Below are 24,737 nucleotides of genomic sequence, written 5' to 3'. Positions count from 1 at the left end.
AAAGTGTCAGCAATCGGGGTTTTTCGGGGCCGCTTTTTCTTTGTTTTCATGTGGCTTTTGGGGTTTCGCCCGAAAAGGCGTGCTCATGTCATTACGAATTTGCGCATGGCTGATGAGCGCAAAAATAAACGTACCGCCGATGATATTCCCCGCCAGCGTGGGCAACGCAAAAGGCCAGATGAATGCCTGCCAGGTGATTTTGCCGATAAACACCAGATAGAAAATCTCAGAGGCGCCCGCCACGATGTGGGTGAGGTTACTGAAGGCAATCATCCAGGTCATGATAATGATAATCCAGAGCCTGGCGGATTGGGCGTGGGGAAGCATCCAGACCATGGTGGCAACAATCCAGCCTGAGACAATGGCGTTGGCGAACATCTCCGTTGGCGAATTCTTCATAACCTTCATGGCGATATCAACTAATGCTTCCCGCGTTTCACCATCAAAAACGGGCATATAAGTAAAGGCTAGCGCTGCCAATGCCGTGCCAATCAGGTTGCCCGCCAGCACGATGAACCATAATCGACCGAGCAGGTAGACATTACGGCGCGTTGGCTTATGCATGATGGGAAGCACCGCCGTCACCGTGTTTTCGGTAAACAGCTGTTGTCGCGCCATAATGACAATCACAAAACCGATAGTGTAACCAAAACACGTCAGCAGAAAGCTCCCCGGCACGCCAACCAGATGATTGTGGAGCATACCGACTGCCATGAATGAGGTTCCCATGGAAACACCCGCCGCGATCGCTGACCACAACAGGGCCATAGCGTCGCGCTCCAGTTCTTTTTGTCCTTCCTGACGAATCTCTTCATGGATTGCAGCGGCTGGAGAGGGGAGGTGTTCTTCGTCAACGTTAATCGCTTTTCCCTGTGTATTCTCCTCACTCTCTACTGCAACGTCTTGTTCTTTCTTTTTCCGGGAATGGCTGGAATCTGAAAATGTTGTCATCGCGATGCTCTCAATGTTCTGACTGGATGGAGTGTGGCTAATAACGATGCTCAAGCCGCGGCGTTGGCACGGGTAAGACTGAAGATAAGCGTAGTCTGTTTTTACGGTGGGGGGGATGTGGCGTCTTTTACTGGTTTAAGCGGGCGGTGCTATGCTGTGGAGGGGCGTCATGAGATACCGTGCGGTCGTACACGTTATCCTGATGATAAATAGTCATCCTCTGAAAATGCAGTGATGGACAAGCCAACGTAGCGATAGGGCAATAAAATGTTACACTGTCGACCGATATCCCGTCTTTGTCTCTCCGCGAAATGGGGTGGGCTGGTACCGGGAATACCGATTTTCGGTCGTGGATATATGCCCTAAATCATTCGTGTGCAGGGCGAGGTTCATTTCATCAAGTCAGTGTTCGCGGGCGTGCCCACCAGCCAGAGGCCGATGTGAATGCGGTTTGCTGCGATACTGACGGCGTTGAGCGCACGCAAGCGTGCCAGTTGACTTCATCAACGCACAGGCAACTTGACGTATGACGGGTATAGCACACTATAAATCAGGGAGAACAGATATGAATTACCGCCTGAGTGGGGTGGTGTTGGCCAGCGTATTGCTGATTGGCTGCGCCAGTTCCGGGGATCGGTCTCAAGAAGGGCGTTCCGATCCGCTTGAAGGCTTTAACCGTACCATGTTCAGCTTTAACTATGATGTTCTGGATCCTTATCTGGTTCGTCCTGCGGCTGTTGTGTGGCGCGATTATGTGCCGACCCCCGCGCGTAATGGCCTGGGGAATTTCTTTAGTAACCTGGAAGAGCCCGCGACGATGGTGAACTACTTCCTTGAAGGTAAACCGTATAAAGCGATGGTCCACTTTAACCGCTTCTTCCTCAATACGTTATTAGGGATGGGCGGGCTGATTGACGTGGCTTCGATGGCTAACCCCAAACTGGCGAAAGAGGAATCACGGCGTTTTGGTAGCACGCTGGGAAATTATGGCATGGGCTACGGGCCTTATGTCGTGTTGCCGGGGTACGGCAACTTCACCCCCCGTGAGGATGGCGGCGGGGTCGTGGATACGCTATATCCGATGTTGAGTTATCTCACGTTCTGGATGTCCGCAGGCAAGTGGGCTATCGAGGGGCTGGAAACGCGCGCACAGCTGCTGGATTCCGATGGATTGCTGCGTAATTCTTCCGATCCTTACCTGATGATGCGTGAAGCCTACTTTCAGCGGCATGATTTCCTCGCCAGCGATGGGCAAATCACCCCGCAGAAGAACCCGAACGCCGCTGCGATTGAAGACTCGCTTGACGAGATTGATTCTGAAAAATAGGGTTTTTGCTTCTTACAAGGGCACCTTAGGGTGCCTTTTGCTTTTATAAAATACTGCTAAACTTATTTTCGTCACAACAACCCCGTGGTTTTGTTTCTTAAAGGTTATGGTTTTGTTGTTTATTTACTTACTAAAATTTATTTTCTTTATCAGATAACAATAATATTGAGTCGTTAACGGCACTGGTGTCCGTTATGGCTGAAATGTGTCAGCGTGTTGATTTTTTTGTTAACCAGATGATTAACAAAAAGGTCTCACAAAGGGGTCTTAACGCACTAGGTCTCGGTAGTGTGTTAACAAATGCCTGAAATGCGATTTACCTGCATTTATAAAAATAGAGATATAAGCATGAAAAAACTACTTGCTACGTTCTTCTGCCTGAGCGTGGTGGTCAACGCTCCGTTGGCGATGGCTGAAGAGACTAAAACGACAGAGACAACAAGGGATGTGGTGCTGATCGGCGGGGGGATTATGAGCTCTACGCTGGGCGTGTATTTACAGGAGTTGCAGCCGGACTGGTCTATCGACATGGTCGAGCGCATGGATAATGTGGCGGAAGAGAGCTCTAACGGTTGGAATAATGCCGGTACCGGTCACTCCGCCTTCATGGAGCTCAACTATACGCCGGACAATCCTGACGGCCCGATTAATATCAGCAAAGCGCTCGAAATCACCGAAGCGTTTGAGGTTTCACGTCAGTTTTGGTCTTATCAGGTCAAGAACGGCGTGCTGAATAATCCCCACTCATTTATCAACAGCGTGCCGCATATCGCCTTTGTCTGGGGCGATGAAAACACCACGTTCCTGAAGCGTCGCTATGACGCGATGCAGCACAGCACGCTGTACCGCGGCATGGAGTTCTCAGACGATCCGAACACGATTAAAACGTGGGCGCCGTTGGTGATGGAAGGTCGCGACCCGGCCCAGAAGATTGCGGCGACCCGTATGCCTATCGGTACCGATGTGAACTACGGTGAGATCACGCGTCAGCTGGTTGACGCGATGAAGAAAAAATCAAACTTCGCGTTGCACCTGAATGCTGAAGTTCGTGATATCAAACGTAATCCAGACAATACCTGGAGCGTCACTTACGCCGATCTGAAGAACGGCGAAAAAGAGAACGTGATTAAGGCGAAGTTTGTCTTTATCGGTGCGGGCGGCGCGGCGCTGCCGTTGTTGCAGAAATCCGGCATTCCTGAGGCTGACCTGTACGGCGGCTTCCCGGTTGGCGGCGAATTTCTGGTAACCAACAACCCGGAAATCGTGAACCGTCATATGGCGAAAGTCTACGGTAAAGCCTCAGTAGGGGCACCGCCGATGTCCGTTCCCCATCTGGATACCCGTATTTTTGACGGCAAACCGGCGTTACTGTTTGGTCCGTTTGCGACCTTCTCCACTAAGTTCCTGAAAAACGGCTCTCTGTGGGATCTGATTGGCTCTGTGAACTTCTCCAACGTTATGCCGATGGCGCATGTCGGTCTGGATAATTTCGATCTGGTGAAGTATCTCATTAGTCAGGTCATGATGGACGACGATGACCGTTTCGCCGCATTGCAGGAATATTTCCCGAATGCGAAGAAAGAGGACTGGAAACTGTCCATCGCCGGACAGCGTGTTCAGGTGATCAAGAAGGATGACGAGAAAGGCGGCGTGTTGAAATTGGGGACCGAGATCGTCAGCTCTCAGGATGGTTCGATTGCCGCTCTGCTGGGCGCCTCTCCCGGTGCTTCTACTGCGGCGCCAATCATGTTGAACCTGCTGCAAAAAGTCTTTAAAGATAAAGTGGCGACGCCGGAATGGCAGAGCAAGTTAAAAGAGATCATTCCTTCCTATGGTCAGAAGCTGGACGGTAATATTGAAATGACCAATAAAATCCGCAGCTACACCAGCAGCACGCTGGGACTGAACTACATTGAGGTTAAGCCGGAGTAATCGGTATTAACCACAGCACGAGATAAGGCCGCGAAAGCGGCCTTTTTTACGTGCATGTTCCGCCAGCGTGCGGGCGATAAAAAAGCAGGTAAGTTGCCTTACCTGCCTGTAACGGACTGCGAGTGACTCATCAGTACGCGTATTTTAGTTAGAATGCATAGTTAAAGTTCACGCCGTACAGCCAGGCTTTGCCTTTGGAACTGAAGTTATAGCGTGGTGAGCCGGAGTTATCAGAGAGGGGTTCGCTGATATTCACCTGCTTACCGTGCATGTAGGAGACGCCGACGTCAACAGACGCGTCTTTGTTAAAGGCGTAGGTGGTGCCTGCGCTCAGCCAGAAACGGTCCTGATCCGGGATGGAGATAGAGCGTTTATCCGCAGGAACCGGACTGTCATCAAACGCGACGCCGCCACGGAACGTCCAGTTTTCGTCATGATAATAGGTCGTGCCGAGCGCGATCCGGTAGGCATCGCGGAACCCTTCCTCTTTTTGGAACAGCGTGTTGCCATTGCTGCCTGTTGCTTTCAGCTCCTGGAACTGACTCCAACTGGTGTAGGTCAGGCTATAGTGTACTGCCCACTTGGGCGCGACGCGGTGGTACGCTGAGGCTTCCCACATCTCCGGCAGATTGAGCGTTAGCTTGCCGGGGATCTTCGCGCCGCCGGTACCGCCGGCCACTGTCGGGAGATCGTTGCTGTAGTCGCCATCAAAATCGATGTCGACTTTGGAGCGGTAGGTGAAGCCGAAGCGGTTGTTTTCATCCACTTCATAAAGAATGCCGGCGTTCCAGCCGTAACCCCACTCTTTCCCTTCCAGACGAGCCAGCTCTGAAGACGGGCCGGCTACAACCCCCTGCGCGCCGCCCATAGAAGGCGGGACATTGGCCAGTTCGCCCGCACGACGCACAATCTTGGCGTCGGCATAAACGGCGTTAACACCCAGACCGAAACTGAAGTGTTGGTTCAGGCGGTAGGCGGCGCTCAGGTTCAGGTTGGAGGTTATCAGATCGGTCTGACCGCCGATGGAGCCTGCGGCATAGTTATCATTGAATTCCGTCGCCAGACCGTAGTTGGTGGTGGCGGAAGCGCCAATCGCCCACTGTTCATTAAGCGGCATAATGAAATGCAGGTTGGGCACCCAGGCGTGCGGCGCGATATTTTTGGCGCTGGTATCTTGTCCCGTCAGGGAGTTTTTCCCCCGAACATCAATGTCCGGGTTAATGTAGGTGACGCCACCAGAGAATGACGGGCGGTCGAATAGGGTCATGGTCGCCGGGTTACGGCTGCCGGAGGTGGCGTTGTCGGCGACGGCGCCTTCACCAGAGAACGCGCGTCCCAGACCTGATGATGAGTATTCATTAAGCTGAAAACCAGCCGCAGAAACCTTTGCTGAACACAGGGCCACTGCGATAGCAATTGCGGTTTTTTTAAACAGGTTTTTCTGGTTCATGACCAAAACCTCTATATATGCTTGTTATTTAACGATGTTACACGAGGTAACAAGGGACGCGCATTGTAGGGGGCGCACTGAGTCTGACAAATCAGACCAGTTGACAAAGTATAAGTAAGGAAAGTGGAAATGTTGCTTTTGTGTATGAAAATCATTTCAAAAATGATGCAGAATTTAGATCTGCTTAACGTTTTGGTTAGTTAGTGTGACGAAGTGTTGCCGGGTTTTCACCGCCAGATAACACTTTAATGTGATTGATATCACTAAAATTCTCTGCTGGCATGAAGTTCTGGTACTGTCTTGAGGTGAGGGGGTAAAATATAAAATTATTTGAACTGGATCATCCCCCCGCATTTTAAGAGGAAAGCATTATGACGAACGTAATCAATAAATGCAGTGCCGAAGAAACGGCAGCCTGTTGCTGTGTCGATGTTGGCACTATCATGGATAACACCGACTGCACGGCGTCTTACAGCAAGGTTTTCACCCATCGCGCTGATGCGGAAGCCGAACTGGCGGCGTTGACGGAAAAAGCGCGTGCGGTAGAGTCCGAACCTTGCCAGATCGACTCCAAACTGGAGCCTGTCGACGGCGGTGTGAAGTTGGACATTGATTTCACCTTCAGCTGCCAGGCTGAAACGATGATTTTCCAGCTAGGCCTGCGTTAATTTTCGTACTGGCAGGAGCCAACGGCGCGCTCCTGCTCATCTCTTCCTCTCGGTTTTTAACTCCGTCAATGTTTTGAACGACTTCCCGTTTTCCTGCCTGCGTTGACTTTCACCTCTCATCTGTCGTAGTTCTTCACATTTTTATGTTGCGTGGCTTTGCTTAATGTAACTATCTGGTTAACAATAAAATCAGGTCAGACCTGTTGTGCGCGTAATTTATTTTCGGCTTACAGGAGCGTTTATGAGCGAGGTATTACCGCTGATAACCCGTCGTGGCGATCGCATCGCGTTCGTCAGCGGGTTACGCACCCCCTTCGCCCGGCAGGCAACGGCCTATCATGGTGTACCCGCCGTAGAGTTAGGGAAGCTCGTCATCAGTGAACTACTTGTACGAACCGGTATCGATTCCGAATTGATCGATCTCTTGGTTTTTGGGCAAGTGGTCCAGATGCCCGAAGCGCCGAACATCGCCAGAGAGATTGTGCTTGGCACCGGCATGAGCGTGCATACCGATGCCTATAGCGTCTCACGCGCCTGCGCCACCAGCTTTCAGGCGATTGCCAACGTCGCGGAAAGTATTATGGCCGGTACGATCGAGGTGGGGATTGCCGGTGGGGCAGACTCTTCTTCCGTACTGCCGATTGGCGTGAGTAAAACATTGGCCAGAACGCTGGTGGATATGAATAAAGCGCGGACGCTGAGCCAGCGCCTGACGCTTTTGAGCAAGCTGCGTCCGAAAGATTTGCTGCCGGTTGCGCCCGCCGTGGCGGAATATTCCACCGGGCTGCGCATGGGCGACACGGCGGAGCAGATGGCAAAAACCTACGGCATTACGCGCGAAGAGCAGGATGCGCTGGCGCACCGTTCGCATAAACTGGCGGCGCAGGCCTGGGCATCCGGCGTGTTGCGTGATGAAGTGATGACGGCCTATGTCCCACCTTATGAGCAGGCGTTAAGTGAAGACAACAACATACGCCATGATTCCGCACTGGAACAGTATTCACGTTTGCGTCCGGCGTTCGATCGTCGACACGGCACGGTTACAGCGGCAAACAGTACGCCGCTGACGGATGGTGCGGCAGCGGTGCTGATGATGAGTGAATCTAAAGCAAAAAGTCTGGGGATGACGCCGTTGGGCTATCTGCGCAGCTATGCGTTTCACGCTATTGGCGTACAGCGGGATATGCTGCTGGGGCCGGCTTATGCTTCTCCGCTGGCGCTGGCAAGAGCAGGGGTGACGTTAGCGGATCTGACATTGATTGACATGCATGAAGCCTTTGCCGCCCAGACGCTGGCTAACCTGAAACTGTTTGCCAGCGAGGCGTTTGCCCACCGTCAGTTGGGGAGAGCGCGCGCGTTGGGCGATGTGGATCTCACTCAATTCAATGTATTGGGGGGATCCATCGCTTACGGGCATCCTTTTGCCGCCACTGGTGCGAGAATGATTACCCAAACGCTGAATGAACTGCGCCGTCGTGGCGGCGGGCTGGGCTTAGCCACGGCCTGTGCGGCCGGCGGGCTAGGGGCGGCGATGGTACTGGAGGTGACGCCATGAACGATCGACAGCCTTTACACGCAACAACATCCTCGCCTGCGGCGGAAAGTCCGTCTGCCTTTTCCCTGACGATTCGACCGGACAATATCGGTATTGTCAGCATTGATGTCCCCGGCGAAAAAGTGAACACGCTGAAAAGTGAATTTGCGCAACAGATTCTGGCCGTCTTCGAACAGGCGCGCCAGCACGCTGCGCTCCGGGGGCTGGTGCTGCTCTCCGCCAAACGCGATTCATTTATTGCCGGGGCGGATATCAACATGCTGAACCAGTGCCAAAACGCGGAGCAGGCGGAGGATCTGGCAAAGCAGGGGCAGGACACGTTTGATCAGATCGCCTCATTGCCTTTTCCCGTGGCGGCGGCGATTCATGGCGCCTGTCTGGGCGGCGGGCTGGAGCTGGCGCTCGCCTGCGACTATCGCGTTTGTTCGCTGGATGAAAAAACCGTATTGGGACTGCCGGAAGTGCAGCTTGGCCTCCTGCCCGGCTCGGGCGGAACACAGCGCTTGCCTCGATTGATTGGCGTGGACAGCGCGCTGGACTTGATGTTGAGCGGTCGCCGTCTTCGGGCGACTCAGGCGCTACGGCTGGGGCTGGTGGATGATGTCGTACCGCACGATATTTTGCTGGCGACGGCGGTGGCGATACTTAAAAAGGGCAAGCGGAAGGCCGTACCGCTGAGTTGGCGATCGCGTCTGCTTGGCAGTCCCGGCATTCGGCAGGTATTTTTTAAGCTCGTAAAGCGCAAAACGCGCGCGAAAACACACGGCAACTACCCGGCAACCGAGAAGATCATTCATGTCGTGCGGCGTGGAATGGAAAAAGGCAGGGAAGAGGGCGCGCGGCAGGAAGCGCGGGCCTTCGGCAAACTGGTGATGACACCGGAGTCTGCTGCGCTGCGCCATCTGTTTTTTGCCTCAACGGCATTGAAGGCGTCTTCAGCCGCCGCTTCTGAAGCGAAGCCGATCCAGCGTGTCGGGGTTCTCGGCGGTGGGCTGATGGGCGGGGGCATCGCCAATGTGACGGCGGCGCGGGGACAGTTGCCGGTAAGGGTGAAAGATATCCATGAGCAGGGCATTAATCATGCGTTGAAATACAGCTGGCAACTACTGACTAAACGCGTCCAGCGTAAACGAATGACGCCTGAGGCGCGCCAGCGCTTGATGACGTTGATTTCCGGCAGTACGGACTATCGTGGTTTCGAACACGTGGATGTCGTGATTGAGGCCGTTTTTGAGGATCTGGCGCTGAAGCGGCAAATGGTGGCGGAAATTGAAGCGCATGCTGCACCGCATACCATTTTCGCCTCCAATACGTCGTCGTTGCCGATTCATCAGATTGCTGAGGGCGCGCGCCGTCCGCAGCAGGTGATTGGTCTGCACTATTTTAGTCCGGTAGACAAAATGCCGCTGGTTGAAGTTATTCCTCATGCGCAAACCAGCACGGAGACGATTGCGACGACGGTCGCCCTGGCAAGAAAGCAGGGGAAGACGGCGATCGTCGTGGGGGACAGCGCGGGGTTTTATGTGAATCGCATACTGGCGCCCTATATCAATGAAGCCGCTTACTGCCTGTTGGAAGGGGAGCCCGTCGAGTCGATCGACGCTGCGCTGGTGCGTTTTGGTTTCCCCGTCGGCCCGTTAACATTGCTGGATGAAGTCGGTATTGATGTGGCAACCAAGATTGTGCCCGTACTGCATGACGCGCTGGGCGAGCGTTTTGCCTTCCCGCCGGCGTTTCATGCGATTTTAAACGATGGGCGTAAAGGGCGTAAGAATAGCAAAGGGTTTTACCTTTACGGTAAGAAACGCCGTTTCTGGCAGCGCGGGAAGGAGGTGGATAAATCACTTTATTCTTTGCTGGGTGTGACGCCGAAAGCCCATATTGACCCTGCACTCATCAGCCTGCGCGGTGTCATGATGATGCTGAATGAAGCCGCGCGCTGTCTGGATGAAGGCGTAATTCAATGCGCCCGTGACGGTGATATCGGCGCCGTGTTCGGCATCGGTTTTCCGCCTTTCCTCGGCGGCCCGTTCCACTATATGGATCGTCTGGGCATCGAAGCCGTAGTGAAAACGCTGCGGGTATTGCAGCAGCAGCATGGCGATCGGTTCGCGCCTTGTGCTCGTTTGCTGGCAATGCGCGAAAAACAGCAGCACTTTTATTCCTCAGATGAGTCGATGTCAAAAGGGTAAGGTTCAGATTGACCTCCTCCCCATCATAAAGGGAGGAGAAGCTTATAAAGACGTAGTAACGTGCTAGTTGATAGTAACAGTAACAGTAACGGTATCGTGGTAAGAACCTACCGGTTTATTGCCCTGGTTAGCGTTGATACGAGCCGTGTAGGGGATCGTCTGAATAATGCCGCTGCCCACCCCCGCATAATCATTGGTCTCGGTCCAGGCCATATTATCTGAACGGTAGAGTTGATACTGTAAGTAATTGGCAGTACCGCCAGCCGTGGAGGTCATCCTACGCCAATTGGGATCGTCGGGATGGGAACTGGTGAGTTTCACGGTATAGGCGCCAAGACGTGTACAGTTAACGCCGATGCCGCTGGTGACTGCGGCAAAGCTGGCTGGGAGCGCAGCGGTACCGAAATTGATATTTGGCGCATTGGTGATGTTGCAATCATTGGTGACGGTCATGGTGATGTTTAACGTCGACCATTTGGTCCCTTCATCGTAGAAACATAGACCACCTATCCCGAAAGCACAGAGCTTATAGTCCCATTTGATCGTCAATGTGTCCGTATAAACCCCAGCCGCGACATTGTTACCGATGCTGGTTCGTAGAAAAATCGGCATCGTACCGTCTGATGAGTTAAATAGCCCTAATATTCCCAGAAACGTCGTGCGACTCCATTTATAGGTTGAGCCAATGTTATAAAGCGTGCCGCATCCCGAATCCATGCACAAACTGTAGGGTACGTAGTCCGAACTGTTTTCGCGATGCAGACGCATTGTTGAGCCACTCGCGTTAATCGCGCTCTCTACAGTGGCATCAATGGTGTTGGTACCGACCAAACTCAGCAAACTGCCTGTGCAACGAAATCCGCTGCCTGATTGCGTGATCTGCGGTGAGCTGTTTGAGCTCAGCACAGAGGAAGCGTAAGGTCCGAGTGTGACGCTACTGTTCGGGACGGTACAGTCCGCAACGCTGTACTGCGAATAAAGGAGTGGTGCCAGCAGCAGCCATCGTCCTCCTCCGAGAACATACTGAGTAAGCGCGGAAAATAGGCAAACCAGCCGTTTCAGAATCAACATGGTCTTATCCTTTTGAGTCAATCTGGCAGGTGAGTGGGCCAACCGTCGCGAGGGTGTTCTGCGATTCCGGCAATTGAAATTCGACTTTGCATGATTGGCCGTCGGCTTGTTTGAAACGCAGACGATTTAACTCGCTCAGGTTGGAGAAATAGACGATCCCGTCATAACCGCTAATCGTGGTATTACCGCTGGTTTCATCTGTGACCCAACTCCCTGTTGTCAGTGGTGTCCCATCCGTATTGTGAAGAATGATGTTCGCGGACCGCACGGTATGAACAGGGAACGAAACGACGGTACCACTCCCTTCTTTCACCGATACGCGCGATTCGATCTGGGGCAAAGAGACATTGATGGGTAGGTCAATCGGATCGATCTCCACTTTGGCGGGGTAGTTTGATACCACCCATGGCACAAGCAAATGCCCGCGTTTATTGGTTTTCCCCACCAACTGATTCTCATACTTGATAGGAACATCCGCATAACCGTCTGTATCCACGACGATAAAAGCATCGTTAATCCGATTGCTGAGGAACATTCCCCCGTTCATATAAATCAATGAACCATCCAGCTCGCCCCATTGTGTCGTGTCTCCCTCATTACCATAGCTACCGCCCTGAACCATCGCATAAGGACCGCGCCAACTGAGAGTTCCCTGATGGTAAGGGTTTTTACCGGTGCCATAGAGCGCATTCCAGCCGAACCCACCGTCAGTTGGGATCGTTTTGCTCATCCCGACACGCGAAGAGTAGTCGCCATTGTTATCCCGTTGGCCACCCGCGTTCATATTGATATTCGAACCCAAAGGAATTAAGAATTGCAGCTGTGCGCTGTAATCATTGGTGCCGACCGTCTTGTTAACCGCAAGATACATCGAGCTGCCCCGCCATAACTGGCGACTGTAAGAAACATTCAGCAAGCGGGTACGGTTTTCATCAAAAGTGCGGATATCGAAATACCCGAGTCCCAGTGTTCCGTTATTACTTCCAAACAATTGGGTACTTAACGTTGCCTGATAAGTTTCTTTGCTAAGACGGCTGCCAGGAAGGATTGACGTTAAATCTCGATAGGCTTCATTACGTCTGGCGTGTTGCGCATTGAGGCTGAATAATGACGCGTAATACGAATAACCCACGGTATATTGGTGTCCAGAAGCCTCTTTTTCGCTCTGGCTGTAAGAGGAACTCAGCGTTCCCAAGCGGCCAACGGTAAAATCGGCGCCCGCGCCAAGCAGGTACAACCCTTTTGTTCCTTCCCCATGCGTCGATACGGTGAGTTTATTGTTCACCCCGTAACGATAGATACCACTGACCGAAGGCTCAGTATCGTACTGGTTATTCGAGATCCCGTAATCTTCGCGCAGCGCGCCGAGCGAGAGATCAAAATCACTCAGCCCCTCCTTCAGTAAGGTATTGGAGACATAAAACGGTACGGTAGTCGAAATCTGACGACCTTGTGCATCTGTTGTTATGACCGTCGCTTCACCCGCCCCATTGAGATAAGGGGTATTGGTCAGGGTGAACGGGCCGGAATTCAGGTTGGTACTATTGGCTTTGTACCCATTAATAAACAAGTCTAGGGTAGAGGGAACGGCGGCCGTGCCGGTATACTGGAGCATCGGATAAGTGATGATATCCGGACGGATGGCGAAGTTACGCGCGATCCTTAACCCCCCCATTCGTACAGAATTGCTCCATGTGAGAGAGTTACTGATCAGATCACCTAATTGGTAGGTGATCATTCGATCATGGTCGTTGTACCGCCAGTAAGTATCGTAACGCCGGTACCCATCATGTTGAGCGTAGTTGTCACCTGAAGTGATGTTATATACGCCGGTGTTAGAGAGCGTACCGTATGAACTGAAAATACGCTGCTCCATCCAACTACTCAATGCGTCTGATCGATGACGGGGCGAACTATAATATAAATTGTAGTTAAACAGTAATCCCGGGCTGCTGATGGCGGGAATTCGGTCAGTCCCTTGTCCCCCGCCGTTGATTGATTGAGCGGGTAGCCAATCGGGAGGAACGTTCAATTTAAGTTGCTGAATGGTTTGATCATGATCCACGGTAACGCCCGATAATGTATTCACATTGATCAAACCAGTACGATTTTCTGGCAAAGGAATATGATTTTCACGTAATGTGACGGCATCAATATAATAATGACCATCACGGTACGTCACGGGAATAACGGTATGATTGCTTTGACCATTCACCGCGAGCGTTAAATAGTAAATCGCCTCATTTAAAGAAGGCATGGCGCGAGGCGGTGGGGGGAGATCGGAATATTCCGCGGCCAACAGCTCTGCACAGTAGAATGGGGCCAGTGCCGCGTAGATCAATGTAACAAGCGATCTCGCCTTAATTTTTATAGGAGATTTCATCTTCAACTCATCATTCCTGAATGCACAAAGAATATGGTTTTTAGTTCACCATCATTCACGTTTGATTAAGGTGGCGTTTGGGCTATCGGCTTGTTCAGTGAAAAGTTGCATCGTACTGCCCGGTGCAGAAACTCCAGCCGGTAAAGGCCAGCGCATTTCCTGACCGGGTAGGACATAGCCGAGAAAACCTTCTGAAATCATTGTGTTGATTTTCTTTCCATCGGGATCTGATGACCAATAAACTTTATTCAGGCGTGCATGTACGACCCCGCGATTGCGGACGTACAGATAGTTTTTCCCCGCAACGGCGTTGACTCGCCAACTTAATATTGGCGACGTAATCGTGCTATTCGGACGTATTTTTTCTGGTCGAAGGTTGCTCTGAACTCCGTTACCCGTTAAGAAAAGCGGTAACAGATAGCGCATCTGAAATTGCAGCCCCATTTTCGGGTTTTCTTTTTGTTCATAAGGTTCGGCAATTTCATCAATGATGATGCGGTAAGATTGTTCTGTATTAGGGGCAACAGGTTTAACTCGCATCAACCTGACCATATTGCGCTTTCCCGGTTCCAGTCGCATAAAAGGCGGGGTACCGATCACATCACTTTGTTGCGCATAACGATCCTGATAGTCAATTTGTCGCCAGGACATAATCCTGATTTGTAACGCGACAGGATTTTTACCTTTATTTTCCAGCCACAGCGCGGAACCATTTTCATCGGCTTCGATCACTTGGTATATCGGCCAGACAAGAATAGAGCTGGCAGCAAAACAGGCACCAGTGAACGCGCTGAGAATGAAAGCAACAACGCCTATAAAAATTGATTTTTTCCTTATCATGAATGCTCACTCTATTGACTAATATGTCAGGCTAATGGTCACGTTATCGCGATAAATTCCCGCCGGAGGCAGCGGAGTTCGGCCAAAGTAACGGGCATACACCGTGTACGTTTGTGTCGTTGCGGGAAAAGAGGGAATGTCGAGGGCAAGACTCCCGGTTCCCCATACCTGTGTACGCGCGGCATCGTGGTATAACTGGTAAGGTAATTGCACGGTTCCGTCTTCGTTGCTGAGGTAACGCCGGGCGCTGTTGCCGCCGTTCACCCCATAATCAAGCTCAATAATTGCACTAATGCCGGGTGTACAGGTTGCGATGATTGATCCCCCTCCTGGGGTGCTCGCGATGTCTATATTGGTGTCCGCTGCACTGCGAGTGCCGAAATCAAGCGTACCCATATTCGTCTCACCGCTGGCGATATCGGTCCCGAAGGCACATCCTTTTTGAATGGTGGCGTCAACGGTAAATACGCTGTCAACGGTTAACGCCATGGCCACCATCGGCGAGGTAATAACAGGAAAAAGCACGAATAATATAGGGGTCGAAAGAAAACGCATCGTTGTACCAGAATTAGTTTTTATCGAGCGAGAAAGACATTCCCCGTTTTCGTTAAAACAAGGTATGACGCGGACTTGTCACACAATGCATGCATTGTGCCGCCAGGGCGGTATATTAATGAATAAACAAAAGGGTCGGTCTCAATAGAGACAGACCCTTGTGATTTACCACTCAATCGTCGCGGTGATGGTATCGGTATACGTTCCCGCAGTAGGTGAGCTAACGGTTTGATCTGAAGATAAGATACGCGCATAAACCGGAATGGCTTGCGCATTACCGTTAGAGACAATTTCAATACCAGTAGTGCTATTGATGGGAATCTCACTCGCACGCGCTGAGTCGCTGTATAAGCGATAAGGGATATTATAATCTCCCGATCCCGGCGCGAGTTGGCGCAGTGTCGACGACGCATTGGTCCCCGCATCAAACGTTAAGGTAGCGGGTGTACCAACAGAACAACTGACACTAATTCCGTTGCCACCATTACCCGTCGTCTGACCATCAATATTTGTTGCTAAATCAGGATGGGTGCCAAAATCAATGGTTCCCCAAGTTGCCCCTGATCCTGAGCCTCCGTTTTCAACGGAACAAGATGATGTGATTGTTACAGTAACCGGGATTTGTCCATCAATAGTCGCGCTATTGGCGGTTGTAGATACGCCAAATAGCGTAATTGCTGATGCGAGCAGGGTTAATGTTGCACGTTTAGCTGTCATACGATTCCTTTATTACATTCATTACACGGAAAAACATTGAAAATAACGTTATAGTCGACTTTGGCGTCAAAAGGTGAGTCGTGGCGTTTCTATGCGTGATTACAACAGATCTTCGTAGCCATAAATTCAATAAATTTTAAGCGAATTAATTAATATCGCTCTCACCCTAGGTGCGTGGTTACGGATACGAAATCATGATCTACTGAAATAAAAATAGACTTATTTCAGTTTTCCACATGGTGATAAAATCAATAAAAGGAACAACATTGCTTCTTCCGTGGTGACGAGTCAGAATAAAATGATACCAATGATGGCTCTTTCAAATAAAATTTCATTTTTATCCAATGACTTTTGGTTGATCCTGCTTTATGGAATACAACGTTAACTGGCAAAAAATTGATTACATTATTTATAATATAACCATTCTCATGTTTTGCAATTTAATGTGGTAAATTTTAGTTAGAATAGGGCTATTTGTGGTTATTTTATTTTATTATGAAACAATCCACTATTTTTGTGTGGTTTTTTGGTCTGATCTGTTAATGTAGGGTTATATTTTCTTTATGTGATGATTTTGTAAAAAAATTATGATACTGCCTTTTGTATATTACCGTTTGTCTTTTTTGTTGCCCAGTAAGTTATGCGAAAGGGGGCTTTTGCGATCATACAGTACGCAATGAATACGTGCACAAGACCTGCTCCCCTAAATAAGGAATATGCTTTTTTTATATTGTTCTTCTCGCTAATAGTTAATTAACTGCTTGTGTTTTATCAAGTAATATCCCTTTCATAATGGATTGAGTAAAATCTGGTGCAAGATTCATTTATCCATGCGAAAAACTCGGGTACCCTACAGTGACAAGAAGGATACCTTTGTTTCTTCGCACGACAGGTCTGCGTTTCTTCATACCGCTTGTCATGGCATAAGTTGGTATAATTTGAACTCCATAACCCATAATTTAGCGGTGTGATATGCAAGTGTTAATAATGCGTCATGGTGATGCGTTACTGGATGCCGCGAGTGATGCTGTTCGCCCATTGAGCGATGGCGGTCGTGATGAATCTCGCCAGATGGCAGAGTGGCTGAACGAGCAACCTATTGATATTGAGCGCGTTTTGGTGAGCCCTTATTTACGTGCCCGGCAGACGCTCGACGTGGTGAAAAAAGTGCTGCCGTTGCCGGAAGAGGCGGATTGCTTAAACGAATTGACGCCCGGCGGCGATGCCCGACTCGTCAGCGACTACCTGCAAACGCTGGCGCGGGAAGGCGTTGGCGCGGTACTGGTTGTGTCTCATCTGCCTTTGGTCGGGTATCTGGTTGCGGAATTATGCCGGGGGGAAACAGCCCCGATGTTCGCGACGTCTGCGATTGCCAGCGTGACGCTGCATGCGGAATCCGGCAATGGCGTACTAAGCTGGCAAGTCAGCCCGGCGCAACTGCCAGAGTAAAGCGCTAAACGCGCTAAAACGGATGTCGCGCTGAGCGCCAGTGGCGATTATTCCGGCAGCGGCGCTTCCTGCGCAATCAGCACCAGCAGCGCAGCATCGCCGCCGAACGCTTTCGGTGCCTGATGAAACGCCAGCACATCGGGGTGCTGCGCTAGCCAGAGCGGCGTTTGCTGCTTAAGAATATGTTTACCGTGCCCGTGCATGACACAGGCGCAGTCAACGTGCTCACGACGGCAGGCCGCCAGCAATGCCCCCAGTTCCTGTTTTGCCTGACGCTGCGTCAGCCCATGCAAATCCAGAAATAATTCCGGTGCGTAATCCCCGCGCCGGAGCTTTTTCAATTCATAATGGCTGGCGCCCGGTTGGATGTAGCGCATCGGGCCTTCTGCTTCTAACTGCGGCTGAAATTCATCCGAGAAATAGAAGCTGGCGTCAACCTGTTCCTGCAATACCCGTTTAGCCGGCAACTCACCCACTTTTCGTCGTGGTGGTCTGTAGGTATAGGTATCCTGACGCAACTTTTTTGTGCCTGCGATTGACGCGCGAAAAAGCTGCAATTCGTCGTCATTCAGCGAATATTTTTTACTCATTTTTTATTCACCCTGCGTCAACATCCGATCAGTTTACCTTGTCTCGCTTCAGCCGCTAAATAAAAGTCTGTCTTCGGGGGCGCTCTGACGGTTATATCTGCTGATTTGTTGCGGGCTTCATGGCAAACTAAACGCCAATTTCCCATAGAGATGTGTCTGCGGAGGATACCCTTGGACAAAATTTTCGTCGACGAGGCCGTCAGTGAACTTCATACCATTCAGGATATGTTGCGCTGGGCTGTCAGCCGGTTTAACGCAGCCAACGTCTATTACGGTCACGGGACGGATAATCCCTGGGATGAGGCGATACAGCTGGTGTTGCCTAGCCTGTATTTACCGCTTGATATTCCTGAAGATATTTACGCCTCCCGTTTGACCACCAGCGAACGGCAGCGCATCATTGAACGCGTGATCCGCCGCGTCAATGAGCGTATCCCCGTCGCCTATCTGACCAACAAAGCCTGGTTTTGCGGACTGGAATTCTACGTTGATGAACGCGTGCTGGTGCCGCGTTCTCCCATCGGCGAACTGATCAACAAGGCTTTTGGTGAGCACCTGCCAGCAGCGCCGAAGCATATTCTGGATCTGTGCACCGGTAGCGGCTGTATCGCCATTGCCTGCGCCTATGCCTTCCCGGAAGCGGAAGTGGACGCAGTGGATATCTCCGGCGATGCGCTGGCGGTGACCGAGCAAAATATTCAGCAGCACGGTCTGGACTACCGCGTAACGCCGATTCGATCCGACCTGTTCCGTGATTTACCTGAGATCCGTTATGATCTGATCGTGACCAATCCACCGTATGTGGATGAAGAAGATATGTCCGATTTGCCGCAGGAGTTCCGTTTCGAGCCTGAGCTGGGTCTGACGGCGGGCAACGACGGCTTGGATCTGGTGCGTCGTATTCTGGCCTGCGCGCCAGACTACCTTAGCGACGACGGCGTGCTGATTTGCGAGGTGGGCAATAGTATGGTGCACCTGATCGAACAATACCCCGACATCCCGTTCACCTGGCTGACGTTTGAGAACGGCGGCGACGGCGTATTTAGGCTAACCCGGTCGCAGCTGCTTGATTGTAAAACCCATTTTAGCGCTTACCGTGATTAAACGGTCTTAACCCTATTCATTGGTCTTACCGTTTGCGCAACGCGCCGGAGCGTAAGACAGAAACAGAACACATGCGAAGGAGTTGTGATGGCAGGCAACAGTATTGGGCAATTTTTCCGCGTCACTACATTTGGTGAGTCCCACGGTATTGCTCTGGGGTGTATTGTTGATGGCGTGCCGCCGGGCATTCCGCTGACGGAAGCGGATTTACAACACGATTTGGATCGCCGTCGTCCGGGGACATCCCGCTACACGACGCAGCGCCGGGAGCCCGATCGGGTCAAAATTCTCTCCGGCGTTTTTGACGGCGTAACCACGGGAACGAGCATTGGCCTGCTGATTGAAAACACCGATCAGCGCTCTCAGGATTACAGTGCGATTAAAGACGTTTTTCGCCCCGGACACGCCGATTACACCTATGAGCAAAAATATGGCCTGCGTGATTACCGCGGCGGCGGACGCTCTTCCGCGCGTGAAACCGCGATGCGCGTTGCCGCGGGCGCGATTGCGAAAAAATACCTGCAACTTCAGCATGGCGTGACGATTCGCGGCTATCTGTCGCAGATTGGCGATGTCGCCTGTGAGCTGAAAGATTGGGCGCAGGTCGAGCAAAACCCGTTCTTTTGCCCGGATATCGACAAGCTGGAGGCATTGGATGAGCTGATGCGCGCGCTGAAAAAAGAGGGCGATTCGATTGGCGCGAAAGTGAGCGTCGTGGCGGAATCGGTGCCCGCTGGATTAGGCGAACCGGTCTTTGACCGTCTGGATGCCGATCTGGCCCACGCGTTGATGAGCATCAATGCGGTAAAAGGCGTTGAAATTGGTGATGGTTTTGCGGTTGTCACCAAACGCGGTAGCGAAAACCGTGATGAAATTACGCCGGAAGGTTTCCAGAGTAACCATGCAGGCGGCATTCTGGGAGGCATCAGCAGTGGTCAGAACATTGTTGCGCATCTGGCCTTGAAACCGACTTCCAGTATCATGGTGCCGGGGAAAACCATCAACCGTCAGGGAGAGGAGACGGAAATGGTGACGCGCGGGCGTCACGATCCCTGCGTGGGAATTAGGGCGGTGCCGATAGCCGAAGCCATGATGGCGATTGTATTAATGGATCACCTGCTGCGCCAACGCGCACAGTGTGGGGATGTGAAGAGTCAGGTTCCTCGCTGGTAAAAAAGAATGAGACAACGGGTCATCGGCGTTCTTACGCTGGTTTTTAGCATGTTGCCGTGCCTGAACGCCGCGTGGGCAAAAACCCCCTGGCAGGCAGTGACGCAGCCGGTCGCGGGTGCGCCGCAGGCAATCGGGAGTTTTTCTAATGGCTGTGTCATTGGCGCTCAGCCGTTGCCGCTACAGACGCCGGATTACCAGGTGATGCGCGTCGATCAGCGTCGCTATTTTGGTCATCCCGATCTACTGGCGTTTATTCAGCGTCTGAGCGCCGAAGTGAGGCGAATAACGTCAGGTCATGTGCTGGTTGGGGATATGGGGATGCCTGCCGGCGGACGTTTCAGCAGCGGTCACGCCAGCCATCAATCCGGGCTGGATGTGGACATCTGGCTGCAATTGCCCAGACAGCGCTGGAGCGAACAACAGTTGCTGAAGCCGCAGCCGATTGATTTAGTCAGCGCCAGCGGGCTTAACGTTAACCCCCGCGTCTGGCGACCAGAAATCACCACTCTGATTAAAACGGCTGCGTCAGACAGCGACGTGACGCGTATCTTCGTCAATCCGGCGATTAAAAAACAGCTCTGTCTTGAAGCGGGTCACGATCGCGATTGGTTGCGTAAAGTTCGCCCCTGGTTTGCACACCGTGCGCATATGCATGTACGCCTGCGCTGCCCGGCCGATAGCCTCGAATGCCAGGAGCAGGACGAGCCGCCCATCGGCGACGGATGTGGCGCCGAGCTAACCAGCTGGTTCCAGCCGAAGCCATCGGGTAGAAAATCACCGGAAAAAACCACCCCGCCGCCTTTGCCTCCTTCCTGTCAGGCGTTGCTCGACAGACATTTTGCTGAGAAATAACGATGGATTTGTTGATTGTCGGGCCAGAAATGTTGGTCATGTTGTTTTTTGTTGGGGCGCTGGCCGGGTTTATTGACTCAATTGCCGGGGGCGGCGGATTATTGACGATCCCCGCTTTACTGGCGTCGGGATTGTCGCCTGCGCAGGCGCTGGCAACGAATAAGTTGCAGGCCGTCGGCGGATCCTTTTCCGCCAGCCTGTATTTTATCCGCCGCCGGGCGGTGAATCTCAATGAACAAAAACTGGCTATTGCGCTGACGTTCGCCGGTTCGACGTTTGGCGCGTGGCTGATTCAGCAAATCCACGCCGATTTTCTGCGCCAACTGTTGCCTTTGCTGATTATTGGCATTGGTCTCTATTTTTTATTCACGCCCAAAATCGGCGATGCCGATCGGCAGCGTCGGTTGTCTCCCGTTCCATTTGCCATGGTGGCCGGTGGCTGCGTCGGCTTTTATGACGGCTTCTTTGGCCCGGGAGCCGGGTCATTTTATGCGTTGGCGTTTGTCACGCTGTACGGCTTCAATCTGGCCAAAGCGACGGCGAATGCCAAAATTCTGAACTTTACCTCCAACTTCGGTGGGCTGCTGTTTTTCATGCTGAGTGGAAAAGTCGTCTGGATTGTTGGCGCGGTGATGTTGGTTGGGCAGATCCTCGGAGCGCGACTCGGCGCCAGAATGGTGATGACGAAGGGGCAAGCGCTGATTCGCCCAATGCTGGTATTGGTTTCCGCCGTGATGAGCGGCAAGTTGATTTATGACAGCCATGGGCATGCGATCGCCGCCTGGCTGGAGCGGTTTTTATGATGGCAGATACCATGAAAGAGACGCATAATTATCAACAACTGATTGATATTTTTAATAATTGCTTTGGCGATGATTATAATACGCGACTGGTGAAAGGCGACGATGAGCCGATTTATCTGCCTGCGGATGATCTGGTTCCGTACCACCGGATCGTGTTTGCTCACGGTTTTTATGCCAGCGCGCTGCATGAAATCTCACACTGGTGCATCGCCGGCGAGCAGCGGCGTTTGCAGGTCGACTTCGGTTATTGGTATTGTCCGGATGGCCGCGACTCCACCACCCAAAGCCAGTTTGAAGCCGTGGAGATTAAGCCACAGGCTTTCGACTGGCTGTTCTGCGTGGCCGCCGGTTTTCCCTTTAACGTCAGTTGCGACAATCTGAACGGCGACAGTGAACCGGATCGCATCGCTTTTCAACGGCGTGTGCATAAGCAAGTGATGGCCTATCTGGAACAGGGGATCCCCTCGCGTCCGGCGCGCTTTATTCGCGCGTTACAATCGTTTTACAATACGCCGCCGCTGACGGCCGCGCATTTCCCGTACCCAGCCGATCTGGACTGAGCAGGAAGAGAATTAACCGAGGATAAGAAATGATCGCAGAATTTGAAACGCGTATTCTGGCGCTGATTGATGACATGGTCGAACATGCCAGCGACGATGAACTTTTTGCTGGCGGCTATTTGCGCGGTCATCTGACAGTGTCGGTTGCAGAAGCGGAAGAGCAGGGGGAACATACGCTCGAAGCCCTGCACGCGCGCGTTAGCGGCAGTATTCAGAACGCCATCAAAAATGGCGAGCTTTCACCACCGGATCAGGTACTGGTTAATGGGATGTGGGAGCGTTTGTTCCAGCAGGCACGGAATAATACCCACTAGTTCTTATCTGTTCTGAGCGTTAATCAGCCGGTGCTGGCTCAGCAGAGCCAGCCTATCTTTTTCCCGATTAATCCTGAGCGACGGGTTTGCCTTTCAGCAGTTTTCTTATCCAGAAACGATTCGGATTCAGCGCCGCCAGCGTGTCGCCATCCAGCGGCAGGGGGTCGCCATAAATCTGCGAGGCCAGAATTTCCGCGGCGAGCGGGGCGGAGCAGAGCCCGCGTGAGCCTAATGCGCCGATAATAAACAGATCCTGCCAATAGGGGGCGCTTGGTACCGCGTCGGCGCGGTGCTGGGGATGTAACCGATCTTCATATTCTGTCAGCGTTTTTTCATAGTCGGGTACTGCACCGACGAGCGGCAGATGGTCACGCAGCGCGCAGCGAACGCCCTGACGCGACTGCCCAGCGCGGATATCAATGGCTGTCGCCCATTCCGCATCCGGCAGACAGTGCCGCAGTCGTTGATAGTTTTCTTGTTGTTCCGCTTCCCGATAATCGCAGCGTGTTTCGCCGCGCACGTAACTTGCGCCGATACAGTGCGTCTGGTGGCGTGGACTGACGGGCGTCAGATAGCCGTCGTAGCACAGGACCTGTTTTAGTTGCCCTAACACAGGGTGAGTGGGCACATGGCTGACCTGTCCACGCACCGCGTAGCTGGGTAAATGGCGGGTTTGAGGCCAGTCGGTTATTTGATACCCATTCGCCAGCACCACGACGTTATGGTTTACACGCCGACCGCTGCTGAGGGTGAGAGCCCAGCCGTCGTCCGTTTTCTCCAGTGCGGAAACGGCGCTATTCATCTGCACCGACAGGCCGTTCTGCTGTGCCAGCGTTAACGCCGCCGCCGTCAGTTCCGCCGGGCACAGCCAGCCGCCGCCAGGGTAGATGAGGCCATTTACGCCGAGCTTCACGCCGCTCTGGTCTTCCAATTGCCGGGCATCCGCGCCGATGACCAGTTCCTCCGGCCAGTTCCCTTGCAGAATTTGTTCGATTTTTCGCGTGCTTTTCTCGTCCCAGGCGAGCTGGCTGACGCCACACCACTGGTGTTCAAACGCCAGCCCCTGTTGCGCCAGCGCGGCGTAGCTGCGTTGGGCGAACGCAAACGCGAGGGAGAAAAAACGGGATAACGCATCGTGCCGGTTATTCAGCAGCGGGTACAGCGCCCCCTGACGATTGCCGGATGCCCCCGTGGCCGGCTGGGCTTCTGCGCAGTAGAGCGTCACGTTCGCGCCGCGCCGTTGCAGGGCCAGCGCGGTGAGCACGCTGGCGATACCGCCGCCGATAATCGCAATATCTTCGGTCGTGCTGGCGGCAGGGCGCGCATACCACGGCGTCGGCGAAGAGATGTCGGATTCGTCAGGCAGGGTGCCGATCAGCATTTCTCGCTTTTGTCCGAACCCTTTTATTTTGCTGACCTGAAATCCCGCCTGTTGCAGCCCGCGACGCACAAAACCTGCGGCGGTAAAGGTGGCGAACGTGCCTTCTTTGCGGCACAGACGTGCCATTGCCTGAAACAGGTGGTCTGTCCACATATCCAGATTTTTAGCGGGGGCGAAGCCGTCCAGAAACCAAGCGTCAACCTGATGATTCAGCGAGTCATCCAGCTCAGGCAGCAAGTCATTGACGTCACCGAACCACAAATCAAGCGTGATGCTGCCCTGCGCCAGAATCAGACGGTGGCACCCCGGCAGCGGCATCGGCCACTGCTGGCGCAATTCTTCCGCAAAGGCTGCCAGCTCCGGCCACTGGGCGTGCGCGGCGGCCAGATCGTGACGACGCAGCGGGAATTTCTCGAAGCTGATGAAATGCAGGTGTCGCAACGTCGCCTGCGGCTGCCGTTGACGGAAGTGGGCAAAGGCTTGCCACAGCGTCAGAAAGTTAAGACCGGTACCGAAGCCGGTTTCTGCCACCACGCAGTTTGCGCGCGGATGCGTAGTGAAACGCTCAGGAAACTGATTGCCCTTTAAAAACACATAGCGGGTTTCTGCCAACCCATCCTGATTCGAGAAATAAACGTCATCAAACTGTTGCGATACAGGTGTACCCTGAGCGTTCCAACTTAACGACGCGTGTTGGATGGGAAGGTTAGTCACGGTAAAAAGCTCATTATTCAAGTGATGGCGAGATTTTAGCGAGCGGAATATGGTGGTGCAAATTTAGCAATTATTTCGCGGGTATTCGGCTGATCGGACTTGTTCAGCGTACAAGTGTACGCTAAAGTGCGAGGCGAAATCCCAACTCTATAAGTG

21 protein-coding genes are annotated in these 24,737 nt (G+C 52.5%); 12 read left to right on the top strand and 9 right to left on the bottom strand.

Going from position 1 to position 24,737, the window contains the following annotated elements:
• Window positions 1-6: 6 nt before the first annotated feature.
• Window positions 7-951 (bottom strand): formate/nitrite transporter family protein, encoded by a 945-nt coding sequence (locus EDC54_RS08105; RefSeq protein ID WP_132454988.1) that lies wholly within the window; start codon window positions 949-951, stop codon window positions 7-9.
• Between the two features lie 565 nt (window positions 952-1,516).
• Here EDC54_RS08105 and mlaA point away from each other — a divergent pair.
• Together mlaA and mqo are read left to right on the top strand one after the other, a co-directional pair.
• Window positions 1,517-2,278: a phospholipid-binding lipoprotein MlaA gene (mlaA, locus tag EDC54_RS08100; RefSeq protein ID WP_132454986.1), complete on the top strand. Its 762-nt coding sequence runs from the start codon at window positions 1,517-1,519 to the stop codon at window positions 2,276-2,278.
• A gap of 348 nt (window positions 2,279-2,626) precedes the next feature.
• Complete coding sequence (gene mqo, locus EDC54_RS08095; RefSeq protein WP_132454984.1) at window positions 2,627-4,210, top strand: malate dehydrogenase (quinone); 1,584 nt, start codon at window positions 2,627-2,629, stop codon at window positions 4,208-4,210.
• 148 nt (window positions 4,211-4,358) lie between these two features.
• Here mqo and fadL read toward each other — a convergent pair whose 3' ends face one another.
• Window positions 4,359-5,660, bottom strand: a complete 1,302-nt coding sequence (gene fadL / locus EDC54_RS08090; RefSeq protein WP_132454982.1) for a long-chain fatty acid transporter FadL — start codon at window positions 5,658-5,660, stop codon at window positions 4,359-4,361.
• Window positions 5,661-6,031: 371 nt separating this feature from the next.
• Here fadL and EDC54_RS08085 point away from each other — a divergent pair, with 371 nt between their 5' ends.
• The 3 genes from EDC54_RS08085 to fadJ all read left to right on the top strand — a co-directional run bounded on the left by EDC54_RS08085 (window position 6,032) and on the right by fadJ (window position 10,075).
• Window positions 6,032-6,328, top strand: a complete 297-nt coding sequence (locus tag EDC54_RS08085; RefSeq protein ID WP_132454980.1) for a YfcZ/YiiS family protein — start codon at window positions 6,032-6,034, stop codon at window positions 6,326-6,328.
• Between the two features lie 241 nt (window positions 6,329-6,569).
• Window positions 6,570-7,883 carry an acetyl-CoA C-acyltransferase FadI gene (fadI, locus tag EDC54_RS08080; protein ID WP_132454978.1) on the top strand — a complete coding sequence of 438 codons (1,314 nt, stop codon included), beginning with the start codon at window positions 6,570-6,572 and terminating at the stop codon, window positions 7,881-7,883.
• Window positions 7,880-10,075 carry a fatty acid oxidation complex subunit alpha FadJ gene (fadJ, locus tag EDC54_RS08075; RefSeq protein WP_132454976.1) on the top strand — a complete coding sequence of 732 codons (2,196 nt, stop codon included), beginning with the start codon at window positions 7,880-7,882 and terminating at the stop codon, window positions 10,073-10,075. The genes fadI and fadJ overlap by 4 nt, the downstream gene beginning before the upstream one ends.
• A gap of 63 nt (window positions 10,076-10,138) precedes the next feature.
• Here the strand turns inward: fadJ and EDC54_RS08070 are convergent, their stop codons facing one another.
• From EDC54_RS08070 to EDC54_RS08050, 5 genes are all read right to left on the bottom strand, one after another.
• Complete coding sequence (locus EDC54_RS08070; RefSeq protein ID WP_132454974.1) at window positions 10,139-11,146, bottom strand: Csu type fimbrial protein; 1,008 nt, start codon at window positions 11,144-11,146, stop codon at window positions 10,139-10,141.
• A gap of 4 nt (window positions 11,147-11,150) precedes the next feature.
• Window positions 11,151-13,529, bottom strand: a complete 2,379-nt coding sequence (locus EDC54_RS08065) for a fimbria/pilus outer membrane usher protein (protein ID WP_132454972.1) — start codon at window positions 13,527-13,529, stop codon at window positions 11,151-11,153.
• A 51-nt stretch (window positions 13,530-13,580) separates the two neighbouring features.
• Window positions 13,581-14,369 carry a fimbrial biogenesis chaperone gene (locus EDC54_RS08060; RefSeq protein WP_132454970.1) on the bottom strand — a complete coding sequence of 263 codons (789 nt, stop codon included), beginning with the start codon at window positions 14,367-14,369 and terminating at the stop codon, window positions 13,581-13,583.
• An 18-nt stretch (window positions 14,370-14,387) separates the two neighbouring features.
• Window positions 14,388-14,924 carry a Csu type fimbrial protein gene (locus EDC54_RS08055; RefSeq protein ID WP_132454968.1) on the bottom strand — a complete coding sequence of 179 codons (537 nt, stop codon included), beginning with the start codon at window positions 14,922-14,924 and terminating at the stop codon, window positions 14,388-14,390.
• A gap of 165 nt (window positions 14,925-15,089) precedes the next feature.
• Window positions 15,090-15,641, bottom strand: a complete 552-nt coding sequence (locus EDC54_RS08050) for a Csu type fimbrial protein (protein ID WP_132454966.1) — start codon at window positions 15,639-15,641, stop codon at window positions 15,090-15,092.
• A 972-nt stretch (window positions 15,642-16,613) separates the two neighbouring features.
• Here EDC54_RS08050 and sixA point away from each other — a divergent pair.
• Window positions 16,614-17,090 carry a phosphohistidine phosphatase SixA gene (gene sixA, locus EDC54_RS08045; protein ID WP_132454964.1) on the top strand — a complete coding sequence of 159 codons (477 nt, stop codon included), beginning with the start codon at window positions 16,614-16,616 and terminating at the stop codon, window positions 17,088-17,090.
• A 47-nt stretch (window positions 17,091-17,137) separates the two neighbouring features.
• On the opposite strand, the gene smrB is transcribed toward sixA, so the two are convergent.
• A complete protein-coding gene (gene smrB / locus EDC54_RS08040; protein WP_132454962.1) occupies window positions 17,138-17,680 on the bottom strand; it encodes an endonuclease SmrB in 543 nt (180 codons plus the stop codon).
• 171 nt (window positions 17,681-17,851) lie between these two features.
• Between smrB and prmB the strand changes: the two genes are divergently transcribed.
• The 6 genes from prmB to EDC54_RS08010 all read left to right on the top strand — a co-directional run bounded on the left by prmB (window position 17,852) and on the right by EDC54_RS08010 (window position 22,486).
• A complete protein-coding gene (prmB, locus tag EDC54_RS08035; RefSeq protein ID WP_132454960.1) occupies window positions 17,852-18,784 on the top strand; it encodes a 50S ribosomal protein L3 N(5)-glutamine methyltransferase in 933 nt (310 codons plus the stop codon).
• Between the two features lie 87 nt (window positions 18,785-18,871).
• Window positions 18,872-19,957: a chorismate synthase gene (gene aroC, locus EDC54_RS08030; protein WP_132454958.1), complete on the top strand. Its 1,086-nt coding sequence runs from the start codon at window positions 18,872-18,874 to the stop codon at window positions 19,955-19,957.
• 6 nt (window positions 19,958-19,963) lie between these two features.
• The gene (mepA, locus tag EDC54_RS08025; RefSeq protein ID WP_132454956.1) at window positions 19,964-20,809 is read left to right on the top strand and encodes a penicillin-insensitive murein endopeptidase; all 846 of its coding nucleotides are present in this window, start codon (window positions 19,964-19,966) and stop codon (window positions 20,807-20,809) included.
• Between the two features lie 2 nt (window positions 20,810-20,811).
• Window positions 20,812-21,612: a sulfite exporter TauE/SafE family protein gene (locus EDC54_RS08020; protein ID WP_132454954.1), complete on the top strand. Its 801-nt coding sequence runs from the start codon at window positions 20,812-20,814 to the stop codon at window positions 21,610-21,612.
• Window positions 21,613-21,623: 11 nt separating this feature from the next.
• Window positions 21,624-22,172, top strand: a complete 549-nt coding sequence (locus EDC54_RS08015) for an elongation factor P hydroxylase (RefSeq protein WP_132455158.1) — start codon at window positions 21,624-21,626, stop codon at window positions 22,170-22,172.
• A 29-nt stretch (window positions 22,173-22,201) separates the two neighbouring features.
• Complete coding sequence (locus tag EDC54_RS08010) at window positions 22,202-22,486, top strand: YfcL family protein (RefSeq protein WP_132454952.1); 285 nt, start codon at window positions 22,202-22,204, stop codon at window positions 22,484-22,486.
• Between the two features lie 67 nt (window positions 22,487-22,553).
• On the opposite strand, the gene mnmC is transcribed toward EDC54_RS08010, so the two are convergent.
• Window positions 22,554-24,581: a bifunctional tRNA (5-methylaminomethyl-2-thiouridine)(34)-methyltransferase MnmD/FAD-dependent 5-carboxymethylaminomethyl-2-thiouridine(34) oxidoreductase MnmC gene (mnmC, locus tag EDC54_RS08005; protein ID WP_132454950.1), complete on the bottom strand. Its 2,028-nt coding sequence runs from the start codon at window positions 24,579-24,581 to the stop codon at window positions 22,554-22,556.
• Window positions 24,582-24,737: the final 156 nt, after the last annotated feature.

Source organism: Samsonia erythrinae (assembly GCF_004342665.1).
GTDB lineage: Bacteria > Pseudomonadota > Gammaproteobacteria > Enterobacterales > Enterobacteriaceae > Samsonia > Samsonia erythrinae.
The sequence above is the reverse complement of the archived record's forward strand: the minus strand, read 5'-3'. Positions and strand labels throughout refer to the sequence as shown.